The 14,052-nt window shown below is 39.9% G+C and carries 18 protein-coding genes; 7 read left to right on the forward strand and 11 right to left on the reverse strand.

All coding sequences use genetic code 11. The features are described from left to right. Positions 1–111 precede the first annotated feature (111 nt). Positions 112–393: a YlaN family protein gene (locus FZC76_RS02265; RefSeq protein ID WP_010192813.1), complete on the reverse strand. Its 282-nt coding sequence runs from the start codon at positions 391–393 to the stop codon at positions 112–114. Between the two features lie 104 nt (positions 394–497). Then, positions 498–1,427 (reverse strand): glutaminase A, encoded by a 930-nt coding sequence (glsA, locus tag FZC76_RS02270; RefSeq protein ID WP_148986649.1) that lies wholly within the window; start codon positions 1,425–1,427, stop codon positions 498–500. 116 nt (positions 1,428–1,543) lie between these two features. On the opposite strand from glsA, the gene FZC76_RS02275 reads away from it, so the two are divergent. Next, positions 1,544–2,044, forward strand: a complete 501-nt coding sequence (locus FZC76_RS02275) for a peptidyl-prolyl cis-trans isomerase (RefSeq protein ID WP_148986650.1) — start codon at positions 1,544–1,546, stop codon at positions 2,042–2,044. 240 nt (positions 2,045–2,284) lie between these two features. Here FZC76_RS02275 and FZC76_RS02280 read toward each other — a convergent pair whose 3' ends face one another. Continuing rightward, entirely contained in the window at positions 2,285–3,613 is a 1,329-nt protein-coding gene (locus tag FZC76_RS02280) for a PhoH family protein (protein WP_148986651.1), read from the reverse strand. Positions 3,614–3,840: 227 nt separating this feature from the next. Here FZC76_RS02280 and FZC76_RS02285 point away from each other — a divergent pair, with 227 nt between their 5' ends. Beyond that, complete coding sequence (locus tag FZC76_RS02285; protein ID WP_148986652.1) at positions 3,841–4,470, forward strand: YhcN/YlaJ family sporulation lipoprotein; 630 nt, start codon at positions 3,841–3,843, stop codon at positions 4,468–4,470. A 310-nt stretch (positions 4,471–4,780) separates the two neighbouring features. Here the strand turns inward: FZC76_RS02285 and FZC76_RS02290 are convergent, their stop codons facing one another. Next, positions 4,781–5,239 (reverse strand): pyridoxamine 5'-phosphate oxidase family protein, encoded by a 459-nt coding sequence (locus FZC76_RS02290; RefSeq protein ID WP_148986653.1) that lies wholly within the window; start codon positions 5,237–5,239, stop codon positions 4,781–4,783. A 165-nt stretch (positions 5,240–5,404) separates the two neighbouring features. On the opposite strand from FZC76_RS02290, the gene FZC76_RS02295 reads away from it, so the two are divergent. Together FZC76_RS02295 and FZC76_RS02300 are read left to right on the forward strand one after the other, a co-directional pair. Beyond that, positions 5,405–5,605, forward strand: a complete 201-nt coding sequence (locus tag FZC76_RS02295; RefSeq protein WP_064101248.1) for a YlaI family protein — start codon at positions 5,405–5,407, stop codon at positions 5,603–5,605. Positions 5,606–5,608: 3 nt separating this feature from the next. Further along, positions 5,609–6,043, forward strand: coding sequence for a hypothetical protein (locus tag FZC76_RS02300; protein WP_148986654.1), 435 nt, complete (start codon positions 5,609–5,611; stop codon positions 6,041–6,043). A gap of 43 nt (positions 6,044–6,086) precedes the next feature. On the opposite strand, the gene FZC76_RS02305 is transcribed toward FZC76_RS02300, so the two are convergent. The 3 genes from FZC76_RS02305 to typA all read right to left on the reverse strand — a co-directional run bounded on the left by FZC76_RS02305 (position 6,087) and on the right by typA (position 8,633). Then, entirely contained in the window at positions 6,087–6,371 is a 285-nt protein-coding gene (locus tag FZC76_RS02305; RefSeq protein ID WP_148986655.1) for a hypothetical protein, read from the reverse strand. A 12-nt stretch (positions 6,372–6,383) separates the two neighbouring features. Then, positions 6,384–6,698 carry a YlaH-like family protein gene (locus FZC76_RS02310; protein ID WP_148986656.1) on the reverse strand — a complete coding sequence of 105 codons (315 nt, stop codon included), beginning with the start codon at positions 6,696–6,698 and terminating at the stop codon, positions 6,384–6,386. A 99-nt stretch (positions 6,699–6,797) separates the two neighbouring features. After that, positions 6,798–8,633 (reverse strand): translational GTPase TypA, encoded by a 1,836-nt coding sequence (typA, locus tag FZC76_RS02315; protein ID WP_148986657.1) that lies wholly within the window; start codon positions 8,631–8,633, stop codon positions 6,798–6,800. A 128-nt stretch (positions 8,634–8,761) separates the two neighbouring features. Here typA and FZC76_RS02320 point away from each other — a divergent pair, with 128 nt between their 5' ends. Next, positions 8,762–8,947 carry a YlaF family protein gene (locus FZC76_RS02320; RefSeq protein ID WP_010192789.1) on the forward strand — a complete coding sequence of 62 codons (186 nt, stop codon included), beginning with the start codon at positions 8,762–8,764 and terminating at the stop codon, positions 8,945–8,947. Positions 8,948–9,023: 76 nt separating this feature from the next. Here the strand turns inward: FZC76_RS02320 and FZC76_RS02325 are convergent, their stop codons facing one another. Both FZC76_RS02325 and FZC76_RS02330 read right to left on the reverse strand, forming a co-directional pair. Beyond that, entirely contained in the window at positions 9,024–9,821 is a 798-nt protein-coding gene (locus FZC76_RS02325) for an inositol monophosphatase family protein (RefSeq protein ID WP_148986658.1), read from the reverse strand. A gap of 160 nt (positions 9,822–9,981) precedes the next feature. After that, complete coding sequence (locus tag FZC76_RS02330) at positions 9,982–10,170, reverse strand: hypothetical protein (protein WP_010192786.1); 189 nt, start codon at positions 10,168–10,170, stop codon at positions 9,982–9,984. Positions 10,171–10,384: 214 nt separating this feature from the next. Here FZC76_RS02330 and FZC76_RS02335 point away from each other — a divergent pair, with 214 nt between their 5' ends. Further along, positions 10,385–11,032 carry a YktB family protein gene (locus tag FZC76_RS02335; protein ID WP_148986659.1) on the forward strand — a complete coding sequence of 216 codons (648 nt, stop codon included), beginning with the start codon at positions 10,385–10,387 and terminating at the stop codon, positions 11,030–11,032. A 57-nt stretch (positions 11,033–11,089) separates the two neighbouring features. On the opposite strand, the gene FZC76_RS02340 is transcribed toward FZC76_RS02335, so the two are convergent. Together FZC76_RS02340 and FZC76_RS02345 are read right to left on the reverse strand one after the other, a co-directional pair. Beyond that, positions 11,090–11,365, reverse strand: coding sequence for a UPF0223 family protein (locus tag FZC76_RS02340; protein ID WP_148986660.1), 276 nt, complete (start codon positions 11,363–11,365; stop codon positions 11,090–11,092). Positions 11,366–11,419: 54 nt separating this feature from the next. Then, entirely contained in the window at positions 11,420–12,379 is a 960-nt protein-coding gene (locus FZC76_RS02345) for an NAD(P)H-dependent flavin oxidoreductase (RefSeq protein ID WP_148986661.1), read from the reverse strand. 186 nt (positions 12,380–12,565) lie between these two features. On the opposite strand from FZC76_RS02345, the gene FZC76_RS02350 reads away from it, so the two are divergent. After that, positions 12,566–14,047 (forward strand): aminotransferase class I/II-fold pyridoxal phosphate-dependent enzyme, encoded by a 1,482-nt coding sequence (locus FZC76_RS02350; RefSeq protein ID WP_148986662.1) that lies wholly within the window; start codon positions 12,566–12,568, stop codon positions 14,045–14,047. The last annotated feature ends 5 nt before the right edge of the window (positions 14,048–14,052 follow it).

Genomic DNA, 14,052 nt, shown 5'->3' on the forward strand with positions numbered 1-14,052 from the left:
TACTAATTATGTAGAAAAAATGAGATTAATGCTGAATTTAAGGACATTTTTTATTGTAATTTAATAAAAACGCTCAATCAGCATTTATCGCATGATTGAGCGTTACTAGTATTAATTTCTTTCCCATGCTTCGTAAAGTGCCGAAAGCTCCTTTTCCAATTTAGAAAGGATGTCTTTCCCCTCTTTTTCAGAAATCAATCCAAGCCGAACAGCAAAATCCATTTCTCGAGAAAGTCCGAACATTTGCGTGTCCAACACTTCTTCGTAGAGTGGACATTGGGGCATGGTTAAGTTGTCCATTTGGACTTGAATCAGCTTTAAAATTTTATCTGAATCAGCTTTTAAAAGCGTAATAGCTTTATCACGATGATCGACCACGATATCTGATGCCAATATCGATCCCTCCGTTTACGTACAATTACCTATCTTATCTATAAATTTTATCGTTATTTTTAAAAAATTGCAAGGAGGATACGCGCATTTACTATAACTGAATATTAAAACATGCTTAAATCATATTGATCTTGTAGTAATTCTAGTAATTTTAGGCCTGTGTGGCTGTTACCGACTTCATTTAATGGCGGTCCGAAAATTCCAATTCCCATTCGACCGGGTACAGCTCCCATAATTCCTCCCGATACGCCACTTTTTGCCGGGATACCAATTTTAATGGCAAACTCTCCGGAGGCGTTATACATACCGCAAGTCACCATAAATGTTTTACAGATCCGCGCTACTTCCTTTGGTATCACCCTTTCGTTCGTCAACGGATTAATTCCATCCATTGCAAAAACAGCACCCATCCTTGCCATCTGAAGACAATTTAACCGAATCGCACAATGTTTCGTATATACTTCCATAATCTCCTCGACGTTGCCATGTATGACACCATCATTCTTCATATAAAAACAAAGGGACCTGTTCAGAAAAGATGTAGTGAATTCTGAGATGGCTACTTCTTCACAAAAATCAATCTCCGGTTCATTGGTAAGCTTCCGGACAAAATCCAATATATATTCTACTTTATCTTCTGCATTACTGCCTTTCATCATGGAAGTGACGGCAAGGGCACCTGCATTAATCATGGGGTTCAGCGGTTTAGCTTTTGAGGATGTTTCTAATTTGATAATAGAGTTAAAGGGATCACCTGTTGGCTCCATTCCTACTCTATGGAAAACATGTTCAGGTCCATAATCCATTAAAACAAGTGCAAGGGTAATAATTTTCGATATACTTTGTAACGTAAATCGTTTATCAATATCACCTGCAGATATGCAGTTTCCATCGGGATATACAATAGCACATGACAAATGCTCTGGATTTTCCTTTTGTAATGCCGGTATGTAGTTTGCCACTTTCCCTTCAAAAGCTACCTTCTTGGCTTCTTCCACTAATGACTGAAGATCTTCCTCTCTCTTGCATGCCAAGTGCACCTCTCCCTTTCTATTTTTCAAGATAATCTACCAATAGATTCCCCGATAACATGACAAAAAAACATACAAGTTATATAATAATGAAAAGGATTACAAATGAGGGGGACAACATGGAAAATATCATCAGAATAGAAGGTAAAGTTAACTTTTCAATAACGCTTGATCCGGGTGTCTGGATTTTCGATGATCGCAGAATAGATTTGGATACATATTTTATAGAAGATAAACGAGAAAAAACAGATGAGCTTGAAGAATACACAAAAGCAGTCTCGAAACATTGGGAACGTGAAATTAGAGAAGGTGCCATTTACCCTCCAACCTTGAAATCAGAACGTAGATTTGAAAAGGAAAAACTACTGAACGGTACATTCGGTATCAAGTTCGGTCCATTTCTCCACAATGCAGAGCCACAACCAGACTCATCAAAAGTCGTGTTTGTTGGAGAAGATAGTGAACTCGAGGTAGACATCCCTACTGCTCAAGAGATCATTCTTGCCTTTTCTAAAAATGGCAAACCACTAAAAGAAAACGGACCTGTCCACATTTATTTAGAGGATGGTTCCAATCATGCAGAACCACTTACAGGTGTACATAAAATCATCGTAAAATAAGACGGGATTTCCCCAAAGCGCCGCCGTGACAAACGTTACGGCGGCGCTTTTTTAGTCTGTAAAAGTGAAATGTAGGTTTTCAGGATCTCCAGCTGTTTATTGGAGCAAAAGCTGAAGACTTCTGAGGGAGAAAGCGGTAGCTTGAGACCCCGCAGCGTAGCGAGGAGGCTCGAGCACCGCCCCTAGGAAAGCAAAGCCATTTGCGGAAATCAACAGCGTTTTTTAACAATCCCCTATATTCTATAATAGGTCTGCAGCAAGCTTTGCAAGCATGGACCGTTCCCCTTTTACAAGCTTCACATGCCCAGCCAACTTCTGATCCTTAAAACGCTCCACCACATAAGTTAACCCATTGTTATACTCATCCAAATAAGGATGGTCAATTTGCTCTGGATCCCCCATTAAAACTATTTTACTCCGCTCCCCTACCCTGGTTAAAATGGTTTTCACCTCATGCTTCGTAAGGTTCTGTGCTTCATCAATAATAATGAATTGTTCCGGAATGCTTCTGCCCCTGATGTACGTCAAGGCTTCCACTTCAATGGACCCCATACCAGCCAGGATAGCGTCAAGTTCTCCTGGTTTTTTAGTATTAAATAGATATTCCAAGTTGTCATAGATCGGTTGCATCCACGGCCTTAATTTTTCCTCTTTTTCACCAGGTAAAAAGCCGATGTCTTTGCCAACAGGTACAATAGGTCGTGCCACTAGCAGTTTTTTATAACGGTTTAAATCCTCCGTCTGCATTAGTCCTGCAGCTAACGCCAAGAGAGTTTTTCCCGTTCCTGCCTTACCCGTCAGTGTAACTAGTGGAATGTCTGACCGCAATAACATTTCAAACGCCATTGTTTGTTGTACATTTCGTGGTCGGATCCCCCAGATATGGTCTTGATCAAATACAAGTTTTTTGACTTTCTTACCTGTAGAGTCAATAATACCAACCGCTGAAGCCGACCCCCCCAATGCATCTTTCATGATAATGAATTGATTGGCATAAAATGGATGATTGGCTAATTCTGCGGCACTAATTTCACCTTTTACATAAAACGTGTTTAGGGTATCTGTTGGAACATAAATCTCAAGGAACCCTTTGTAAATATGATCCACTTCTACTACACGATCATTTAAAAAGTCCTCAGAAATTAACCCGATCGCATCGGCCTTGACGCGCACCAAGGCATCCTTACTCACCAATATGACGGTACGTCCATTTTCTTTTGTCTGTTCTTCCAACGAAAGATTTTTCGCCACTGCAAGAATCCTATTATCATTTGTCTTTTCTACAAATATTTCCTGCAGCTGATGAAAACTTCTATGATTTAATTCAATCCGAAGCGCTCCGCCGTTGTGCAAAGGTATTTTTTCATGAAGTTTTCCTGTAGCTCTCAAAGAATCGATTATCTTTGATACTTGCCTGGCATTCCTTCCTATTTCATCCATATATCTTTTTTTCGAATCCACTTCTTCCAATACCACCGCCGGTATCACTACTTCATTATCCGCAAAGGAATAGATTGCATATGGATCCTGTAACAATACATTTGTATCCAACACATAAATTTTACCCAACCTGCCGCCTCCTACTCTCAGCCCTTCTATTGTCTTTCTGGAGTGAATCAAGGCATCCTCCCTTTCATTATATGGCCCCAATACAATTAGTGTGTTACTACTTGACCATAAAAGAGGGACGGACCGTTGTTAAAATATATGTCGGAATGAATAAAGATAGAAGAACAAATAAACAATAAAATCAAGACAGATGAAAATGGAATCATCCTAAAGAAGGAGTGAAATAGGTGAAAAGATATTTATTAGTGACCGCAATCGTTACAATGTCTCTTACTGGTTGTATGAACAATCAAACCAGAAATATTTCCAGCGAAGATGAAAACTCTCAAATTATTCATGTCAAAGATTCTGCGGATGTGCAGGTGGATAGAAAAACTGGGCAGGAAGTGTCCGCTCATCTGGTGGAGCTTGCAACAAGAGTGCCAAATGTAAATGATGCTACGGCCGTTGTACTTGGTCCATATGCAGTAGTGGGTATCGATGTAAACTCCGATTTGGATCGCGAAAGAGTCAGCACTATTAAATATTCGGTTGCAGAGAGCTTAAAGAGTGACCCTTATGGAGCTACAGCCGTCATTCTTGCAGATGCAGACTCCTTTGTTCGCTTGCAGGAAATGGGACGAGACATTCAAAATGGACGACCTATTACAGGTGTGATGGAAGAGTTGGCAGAGATTGTTGGCAGGGTTATGCCGGAAATTCCAATTGACCTTAAAGAACCAGTAGCCCCAAATCCAACGGAGCAAAATAACTCCAAACTTTCAAAGGATCAAGAAAAGCAGCTTGAACAGAAACAACAAAATCAGTCCAATAACCTAAAGGACGAAGAACGATATAAGGAAGTAAAGCAGGACTAGGACTATACATTTGCAATAAAATTACATTGGTGACTGTCCCAAGCGGTGGAAATCCGCTTCGGGGCAGTTTTTTTATGCAATGGAGGTACCGAGTTGCATGCGATATCAAGGAAATAATCAATATATCAATAAATTCTGGGATGTATCAATAAATTTTAAGATATATCAATAATTCTTAAGATATATCAAGAAAAAACGGAATATATCAAGAAATCGACACAATATCCTATAATTCGTCAACGACAACAACAACTTCTTTCTCCCTTCAAAAAAACCAGGCTTTCACCTGGTTCAATCCAATCACCCGCTCTTATCCATAATTTCGTAACGCTGTAAACACCTGATAATCTAATTTCTTTGCAGCATCCACGTCATATGTCTTCTCAAATTTCGGCTCCACGCTTATTTTAGCGCCGTAGAACATAACATCCCTTACTGTTTTTACATCCAGAGACAACAAAGCCAACTTTAATGGAACATCTTCCATTTTCTCTACTTTTACAGTTGCTTTCGTATGAATGGCATAAACAGAATCATTGGCCATCAGGTTTACTACTAGCTCGCTATTATGTAACACATTCTTTACAATGCGTGATTCCGCTTTAACAGCAAGTAGAATGGACTTTTCATCTGGAGCATAAAGCCAAGAAATGGCACTGAGATTCGGTCCGCCTGTTTCATGGTCTACAGTACTGATTGTTACCAAGGTTTCTTTTTGCAGTGCTTCTATAAGTGGTTCCACAAGAACATTTTCTACAAGGTTAGGCATTGTCCAACCCCCCAGTGTATTTTTATTTATCTTACCATATCGGCATTTCCATAGAAAGAATCAGTAAGCTGACAATACTCGCGATAAAGCTCTTCTTAGCAATTAATTCTTAATTTTCACCCTTTATGCTATACTAAAGAGTAAGATTGAATAAAGAGGTGAACCATGAGAGTCAAGTGCGTAATTTGTGATAAAATTGAAAGCATCAATGACGAAACATTAGTTGCGAAAAGGCTTCGCAATCGACCAATACATACATATATGTGCGATGAATGCAGTGAAAGAATTGAAAAAAGAACAAACGAGAGAAAAGCTACAGGTAATTTCAAGCTGTATGAGCAAAAACAAAATCAGGATGAGTGGTAGACCTTGATACAAAGAGGCGCTTTTACAGGTTTAATAAGCGGGATACTGATGGGCTTGTTCATTAAAGCACTTGAAGTCCTATCCGGAAAAAAGGTATATGTACTTTTGTTAAACGTAGATTTCATTCCCGGTTTCAAAGATGCAAGTCTTTCGGAACTGACTGAATTTTCCCTTCACTTGATTGTTGCTGTTCTTATTGGGATTATGTTTTCTTTTATTATTGAACACTTCCATCTGGTTGATAAAAGAAGGCAGTATCTTGTCGCTATCGCTATTACCTTACCTACCATCCTGCTGTATTTTCCATTAACGATATTGGCTATAAAAGAAACCCCTGCACCTACTGATGCTGTTGCGATCCTTCTATGGTCCATCGGACATTTGGCGTTTGCAGTATTTCTTCCTATTTTCTATAAAACTACAACCCAAAAAGGATAGATCCTTCGCAAGTGACAATCACTCAGGAAGGAGCTATCCTTTTTTATTCATAATTATGGTACTTATCAGGTTCATTTTCAATTTGCTCTAGCATCACGTCAATCAGCTCAATTGGAAATCTTACTTTATGTCGTTCTTGATCTTGATCATATTCCACGTAATACATAGGCTCTTCTTTAGAGACTACGATGTTTGTGAGCTTATGATCATCAAGGAGAATTCCTTCAAACAGCTCCTTGGTATCTTGTGCAGATTTATCCTCTGGCCTTGCATCTGCTACCACTTTGATGGTCAGCCAATTATAGAGCGTGTCTTGTAGAGACCTCATTTATACTGCCCCCTATGATTCCGAACTTTCCGCTTGCTTGGAACGATGAAGTCGGATTTTATAGATGATCAATATCAAAGCTGCCACTACTAAACCTTCTCCAACAGGAAGAAAGATCCCTAGAAACGTAAGTACTGTACTTCCTAAAGCCAGAAACAAATAAATAACTACTGACTTTAATACTGGCAATTTCAAGGCGAATCCAAGCTTATAAACTAAGATGGACAATCCTAAAATGGTAAAATACAACAGCCACATGCCTAAATCCGCGTTTTCATCAACACGGTATAGACTAGCAAAAAAGGATAATCTTTGTGTTACATCCATTGCCTTTTCCCCATTTCTAACATTATTAAATAGATATTATTTAGAAAAAGGGATGACAAAGGTCCTCTTTCAGCTCCCCTGCATCCCCGCTTCTAATTTTTATGCTTCAGCGTACTTTTTCTTTTTCGCTGCTCTTTCACGTTCGTTTTTATCAAGAAGCTTTTTACGTAAACGGATGGATTGTGGAGTAATCTCACAGTACTCATCATCGTTCAAGTATTCTAAAGACTCCTCTAATGTCATAAGACGAGGTTTTTTCATACTAACTGTTTGATCTTTTGTTGCAGAACGAACGTTAGTCGCTTGCTTCATCTTACAAACGTTTACGACAAGGTCATTTTCACGGTTATGCTCTCCCACGATCATACCTTCGTAAACCTCAGTTCCAGGCTCAACAAAGATCACTCCGCGGTCTTCAATACCCATGATACCATAAGTAGATGCTTTACCTGATTCCATAGAAACAAGAACACCTTGGCGACGTCCACCTACTTGACCTGCTGCCATAGGCTGGTAGCTGTCAAAAGTGTGGTTGATGATTCCGTAACCACGAGTTAAGGAAAGGAATTCCGTCGTATACCCAATCAATCCACGAGAAGGTACCATGAAGATTAGACGAACTTGACCGTTACCGTTGTTGATCATGTCTACCATTTCACCTTTACGCGCACCAATAGATTCCATGATGGAACCAGTGTAGTCTTCCGGTACATCAATTTGTACACGCTCAACTGGCTCAGATTTAACACCATCAATATTTTTGATGATAACTTCAGGTTTTGAAACTTGAAGTTCAAAGCCTTCACGGCGCATGTTCTCAATTAGGATGGAAAGGTGAAGCTCTCCACGTCCTGAAACAACCCATGCATCTGGAGAATCAGTAGGATCAACACGTAAACTTACATCTGTCTCCAACTGAGCTTCTAAACGCTCTTCAATTTTACGAGAAGTTACAAACTTTCCTTCTTTACCAGCAAACGGACTGTTGTTTACCAAGAAAGTCATTTGCAAGGTCGGCTCGTCAATACGAAGGATAGGAAGTGCATCCTGATGATCAACCGGACAAACAGTTTCCCCAACGTTAATGTCTTCCATTCCGGAAACGGCAACAAGATCTCCAGCTTTTGCCTCTTCAATTTCCACACGTTTTAAACCGATGAAACCGAATAGCTTGGTAACACGGAATTGTTTAACAGATCCGTCAAGTTTCATTAGAGCAACTTGTTGGCCAACTTTCATCGTTCCGCGGAAAATACGTCCAACCCCGATACGTCCCACATAGTCGTTGTAGTCAAGAAGCGCTACTTGGAATTGAAGCGGCTCATTACTGTTATCAACTGGAGCTGGGATATGCTCTACAATGGACTCATAGATTGCTTCCATGTTTTCATCTTGTTTTTCAGGATCAGTACTTGCTGTACCGTTAATCGCAGATGCATAAACAACTGGGAATTCTAGTTGTTCTTCGTTGGCACCTAACTCGATAAATAAATCGATTACTTCGTCGACCACTTCCGTTGGTCGAGCAAAGTCACGGTCAATTTTGTTAACAACTACGATTGGTGTTAACTTTTGCTCTAACGCTTTTTTCAAAACAAAGCGAGTCTGAGGCATACAGCCTTCATAAGCATCTACTACTAAAAGTACTCCATCAACCATTTTCATAATACGTTCCACTTCTCCACCAAAGTCGGCATGTCCTGGTGTGTCCATGATGTTAATGCGCGTATCTTTATAGTTAATTGCCGTATTTTTAGCTAATATAGTAATCCCACGTTCTCTTTCTAAATCATTGGAATCCATGGCACGTTCTGCTACCTGCTCGTTCGTTCTAAACGTACCAGCTTGATGTAGCAATTTGTCCACTAACGTTGTTTTACCATGGTCTACGTGAGCGATAATTGCGATGTTTCTAATATCATTGCGGATGTTCACTATTTCATCTCCCTAATTATACAACTTAATAACTTTAGTATTATACCACAAACATGGTAGAAAAGAGAAAGAGACTTATGTAAAATATATGTTATATGTATTTAGCGTTATCCAAAGGAGTTGATTTTATGAAGGATATTAAGTGGATTTTCATGCTTTATGCTGTTTTGGCAGCGGTTTCTTTAGGCATGGTCGGCATCGCAATTGGAGAAAGAAACACGCTTGGGATCGTTGGGGCGTTTGTATTATTTGGTGTGGTAATGGGACTTGGATTCAAAACAAAAAGAAAAATGCGTGAAAATGGCCAATTATAAAATTGTCAATATGTTCCTACAATAACTTAATAAAAGCCGATGAAACCCACGACCTTATCACGGTCGTGGGTTTCATTTATTTCTTCAATTTAAACAAGTAATCCTTGCTAATTACTTCATGCAACCCTGGCTTACATACAAAGACACTGTTTTGCCCAAGCAAGTTAAGCGGTTCACCGTGAAGTGTGGTCACTTTACCACCGAGCTCGTTTACAAGTATTAGTCCCGCTGCAAAATCCCAAGGGGAAAGTCTCAAAGTAATATATGCATCAATTCGCCCTGTTGCTACATACGCCATTTCAAGAGCTGCTGATCCATACGATCTCGTCCCTCTAACTTTCTTAACAAGTGGAGCCAAGATAGTGGGATCTATCCGCTTATTATCCGTAATCCATGTGGCATTTAAACCAATAACTGCTCTCTCTACTGCCACCTCTTCCAATGGTGGAAGTTTAATATCGTTCAAATATGCACCTTCACCTGCTCTTGCATGGTATAGCTCATCTAGAACCACATCATAAATTAGACCAATCTTTCCAACACCATCTTCATAGACGGCAACGGATATGGCAAAATTACGTTGCTGATGGACAAAGTTCATTGTTCCATCAATAGGATCAATGATCCACACCGTCCCATCGAGTTTATCCAATTTATCTCCAAATCCTTCTTCTCCGAGTATTTGGTGTTCTGGATATGTTTTTCTAATTTGTTCTATAAAAAATTGTTCCGTTTCCCGGTCAATATTAGTTACCAGATCATCAGGAGAGGATTTAGTATGTATCATCAATTCCTTGCTGAAAGAAGTTCGAATACGTTCTCCCGCTTCTCTCGTCCACTTTTTTGCATTCTCATCAATTTCAGTCCAATTCATGTATTCTCCTGCCCTTCTGCTACGAAATTCAGTGCAACTGATACCATATGTATAATCAAATTATGTATGTTTTAGCTTACTGAAACAAAAGGGTAAAATCAAGTAATAGGTCGCACAGAAAAACGAACCTCATACAGGTTCGTCAAAGTAGCTGTTGCCACTAAACCTCTAGACTTAACATTTCTTTTCTAAGTTGCTCTAATTTAGATTTCGTTTTCTTCATTTTTTCCTTATCACTCTCTTGGATTGCTTCAAACAAAACTGCCAGTTCATAGTCGATTTCCATCCGCAATACCGCGCGCTGATTTTCCTCTTTTTTCTTTTTCCAAGGTGTCGCCACTTGTTTCATAATAATTCCCTCCCTCTAAAGAGTTTCTCGGTTCCAAAGGATTCAATTTTCTAATGGTTGCTATATCATATGAAGGGAATGAAAGATGGTAACTAAAATGTGCAGTTACCTAAAAAGAAACTAAAATGGGGGAAAACCTAATCTTTTGGCAGAGAAAAATGGCTATGCTAAAATGAGGAATATGAAAAGCTATGTTCAAGAATGGGGCGACTACATGAAACACAAAAAATTTAACGGGTTTAAGAAAAAAGATTTCAATGTATTTACTATAGATGGACTAGAAGAAAGAATGGATGCCTTAAAGTCTCAAATACAGCCAAAGTTTGAGTTACTCGGCCAATACTTCTCTCCCTCTCTAACTGCCATGACCGGTGATGAAATGCACTATCATGTTGCCAAACATGCAAGAAGAACCAAAAACCCTCCAAAAGATTCCTGGGTTGCCTTTGCAAACAATGCACGCGGATATAAGATGTTGCCGCATTTCCAGATTGGATTGTGGGAAACACATGTGTTTGTCTGGTTTGCTGTTATCTATGAAGCACCGATGAAAGAAGCATTTGGCGAGATATTGCTTGAAAATTTGTCAGCTATCCGGGAGCAGATCCCTTCGGATTTTGTTTGGTCCAAGGATCACACTAAGCCTGAAGTTATCCGCCAATCTGATTTGACAGAGGACGCACACAAAGAGCTATTGGAGCGATTGATTAACGTGAAGAAAGCGGAAATACTTTGCGGCATTCAAATACCAAAAGAAGAGGCAATCAAGCTTTCTGGAGACGCAACGATAGCCCGCATTGAGGAAGCTATCCAAACAGTCAAAGGGCTATATAACCTAACGAAGCAGACAGTGGAAGCCTAAAATAGTATAGAGTCAAAAAAAACTCAGAACCATCGCGGTTCTGAGTTTTTCCCTTTATCATTTCGTCATCTTCACCTGTTCACCAGGGTTCATGTCTTTGGCTTTTTTTATCGTACGGTAAACAGAGAAACCACTTAATTCCTCATATTCATTCGCGAGATTTCGTTCTTCCGCTTTGCCTGGTACGATTTCTTTGAACCTGCGGTATAAAGATAAAAGCTGCTCACGCTCCACACCTTTGCTGTACGTAAGCTCTACCGCTTCATATAGTGCAATAACGTCTACAATTTCATCTGTAGACCAGTCATAAGAAATGGGATAAGAGAAATCCATAACTTCACCTCATAATATGTATAGTGGAAAAGTAAAGTATACCATCTTCCTTCTCTAGTTTGTCCACTTCTCGCGAATATTTTCGGCTTCCTTCACCATTCTCGATATAAGCTGCTCCACACTTGGCACATCCTCTATCAACCCCATTACTTGACCAGCCCAAGCATAGCCCAAATCCGTATTACCGTCATAGATATATCGTTTGTTCGCCGTTCCACTGATAAAGTCTTTCATTCCTTCATAGCCTGCTGCTTCCTGTTCTAGCTTCAATATTTCTTCCGTCCATGTGTTTTGAATGGCCCTTGCCGGTGCACCGATGCTTCTTTTGATGACCACCGTATCATTCTCTGTGCCGCGGACTAACCTATCTTTGTATACTGGATGAGCGTGCAGGCACTCTTTTGTCGCAATAAATCTTGTACCCATTTCTATCCCTTCCGCTCCAAGTGACAATGCAGCCATCAACCCTCGTCCATCACCAATCCCTCCTGAAGCGATGACAGGTATTTTTAAGGCGTCTACCACTTTCGGGACTAATACCATGGTCCCTAAGTCGTTTTTGCCTAAATGACCTCCTCCCTCCTGTCCTACGACCATGACGGCATCAGCCCCTAGTTCTTCCGCTTTTTCTGCTTGTCTGCGAGCTGCTACAAGGACTAATTTTTTGCATTTTGAGCCCTCAAGCCTTTTGAAAATCGGTGAAGGGTTTCCTCCTGTCATCGAAATGACCGGGACCTTTTCTTCCAAGGCAATATCCAACATATGCTCAAACGGTCTTCCATGCTGGCCGATCGCATAGTTCACTCCAAATGGTTTATCCGTCATCCTTCTAACCTTTCTAATTTCTTCTCTTAATAATTCTGGACTTTCCAGACTCATTGCCGTTATTTGCCCAAGCCCGCCTGCATTGGAAACGGCGGCAGCCAGGTCTGCGTATGCTAAATAAGCAAGTCCACCCTGTATAATAGGATATTTAATATCTAATAGTTTTGTTATTTTGGTCTCCCAATTCATAAACTTCTTCCCCTTTCTACTTCTCTATATATGTTTCTTTTTATTGTGACAAATTCCTGCTATGCAATGAAGAGGATAAATGCTATAATTTCATTTGTTTTATGTGAATGTTTGTTCTGCGTAATTAGATGCGTTAAGATAGACAAAACCGAAACTAAGCTAAATTTAAAGAGGTGCATAAGTAAGTTGACATATTCTCAAAATGACACACCATTATTCACTGGACTATTAAATCACGCCAAAGGGAACCCGATTCAATTCCATATTCCCGGACATAAAAAAGGAGCTGGCATTGATCCAGAATTCCGAGAATTCATCGGTGAAAATGCTCTTTCGATAGATCTAATCAATATTGGACCACTTGATGATCTTCATCAGCCAAAAGGAATGATTAAAGAAGCTCAAGACCTTGCAGCAAAAGCTTTTGGAGCAGACCATACATTTTTCTCTGTTCAAGGTACAAGCGGAGCCATTATGACAATGGTGATGGCAGTTTGCGGGCCTGGAGAGAAGATTATCGTGCCAAGGAATGTTCATAAATCTGTTATGTCTGCCATTGTTTTTTCAGGAGCAGTCCCAATCTTTATCCATCCAGAGGTAGACAAAGACCTCGGGATCTCGCATGGCATTACAACAGACTCCGTTGAAAAGGCACTTCAGCAGCATCCTGATGCAAAAGGTGTCCTCGTCATCAACCCTACTTATTTTGGTGTTTCAGCCGATTTAAGTCAAATAGTTGAAATTGCCCATTCCTTTAACGTTCCTGTACTTGTGGATGAAGCTCATGGTGTTCATATACATTTTCATGAGGAACTCCCTTTATCGGCTATGCAAGCTGGAGCTGACATGGCTGCTACAAGTGTCCATAAGCTTGGTGGCTCCATGACACAAAGTTCCATATTAAATGTAAGAGAAGGATTGGTGAACGTTAATCGCATTCAAAGCATTTTAAGCATGTTAACCACTACATCCACCTCTTACCTACTTTTGGCTTCCTTGGATGTTGCAAGAAAACGACTTGCCACTGAAGGTCATTTACTAATAGAAAAGACGATTCAACTTGCCAATAAAACAAGGGATGCTATCAATGAGATTGAACATTTACATTGCGTTGGATCTGAAATTTTAGGTAGAAAGGCAACGTTTGACTATGACCCAACTAAACTTATTATTTCTGTAAAGAAATTAAACCTTACAGGATATGATGTCGAGAAATGGCTTCGCCAAAAATATAACATTGAAGTGGAACTTTCCGATCTCTATAACATCCTTTGTATTATCACACCCGGTGACACAGAGGTAGAGACAGGATTGCTGTTAGAAGCACTTAAAGACTTATCCCAAGAGTTTCAGCACCAGGCTGGAGATTCCGGCGAAAAAGTAAAGGTACTTCTTCCAGATATCCCAGTGTTAGCAATCGCTCCAAGGGATGCTTTCTACTCTGAGACGGAAGTTGTTCCATTTGAAAAATCTGCCGGTCGGATAATTGCAGAGTTCATCATGGTGTACCCTCCTGGTATTCCTATTTTTACTCCAGGTGAGATTATTACGGAAGAAAACTTGTCCTACATTACAAAAACACTTGAAGTAGGACTCCCTGTTCAAGGTCCGGAAGATTACGAATTAAAAACATTAAGAGTAATAAAAGAACACAAAGCCATTCGATAAAATGA

Source organism: Sutcliffiella horikoshii, from assembly GCF_008180725.1.
GTDB classification, from domain to species: Bacteria; Bacillota; Bacilli; order Bacillales; family Bacillaceae_I; genus Sutcliffiella_A; species Sutcliffiella_A horikoshii_B.

Coding starts and splice junctions, on each gene's coding strand:
- FZC76_RS02335 (WP_148986659.1), top strand. CDS start 10,385: ATGAAACACAAAAAATTTAACGGGTTTAAGAAAAAAGATTTCAATGTA.
- FZC76_RS02275 (WP_148986650.1), top strand. CDS start 1,544: ATGGAAAATATCATCAGAATAGAAGGTAAAGTTAACTTTTCAATAACG.
- FZC76_RS02310 (WP_148986656.1), bottom strand. CDS start 6,698: ATGGATGTAACACAAAGATTATCCTTTTTTGCTAGTCTATACCGTGTT.
- FZC76_RS02320 (WP_010192789.1), top strand. CDS start 8,762: ATGAAGGATATTAAGTGGATTTTCATGCTTTATGCTGTTTTGGCAGCG.
- FZC76_RS02305 (WP_148986655.1), bottom strand. CDS start 6,371: ATGAGGTCTCTACAAGACACGCTCTATAATTGGCTGACCATCAAAGTG.
- FZC76_RS02295 (WP_064101248.1), top strand. CDS start 5,405: ATGAGAGTCAAGTGCGTAATTTGTGATAAAATTGAAAGCATCAATGAC.
- FZC76_RS02330 (WP_010192786.1), bottom strand. CDS start 10,170: ATGAAACAAGTGGCGACACCTTGGAAAAAGAAAAAAGAGGAAAATCAG.
- FZC76_RS02345 (WP_148986661.1), bottom strand. CDS start 12,379: ATGAATTGGGAGACCAAAATAACAAAACTATTAGATATTAAATATCCT.
- FZC76_RS02340 (WP_148986660.1), bottom strand. CDS start 11,365: ATGGATTTCTCTTATCCCATTTCTTATGACTGGTCTACAGATGAAATT.
- FZC76_RS02325 (WP_148986658.1), bottom strand. CDS start 9,821: ATGAATTGGACTGAAATTGATGAGAATGCAAAAAAGTGGACGAGAGAA.
- FZC76_RS02290 (WP_148986653.1), bottom strand. CDS start 5,239: ATGCCTAACCTTGTAGAAAATGTTCTTGTGGAACCACTTATAGAAGCA.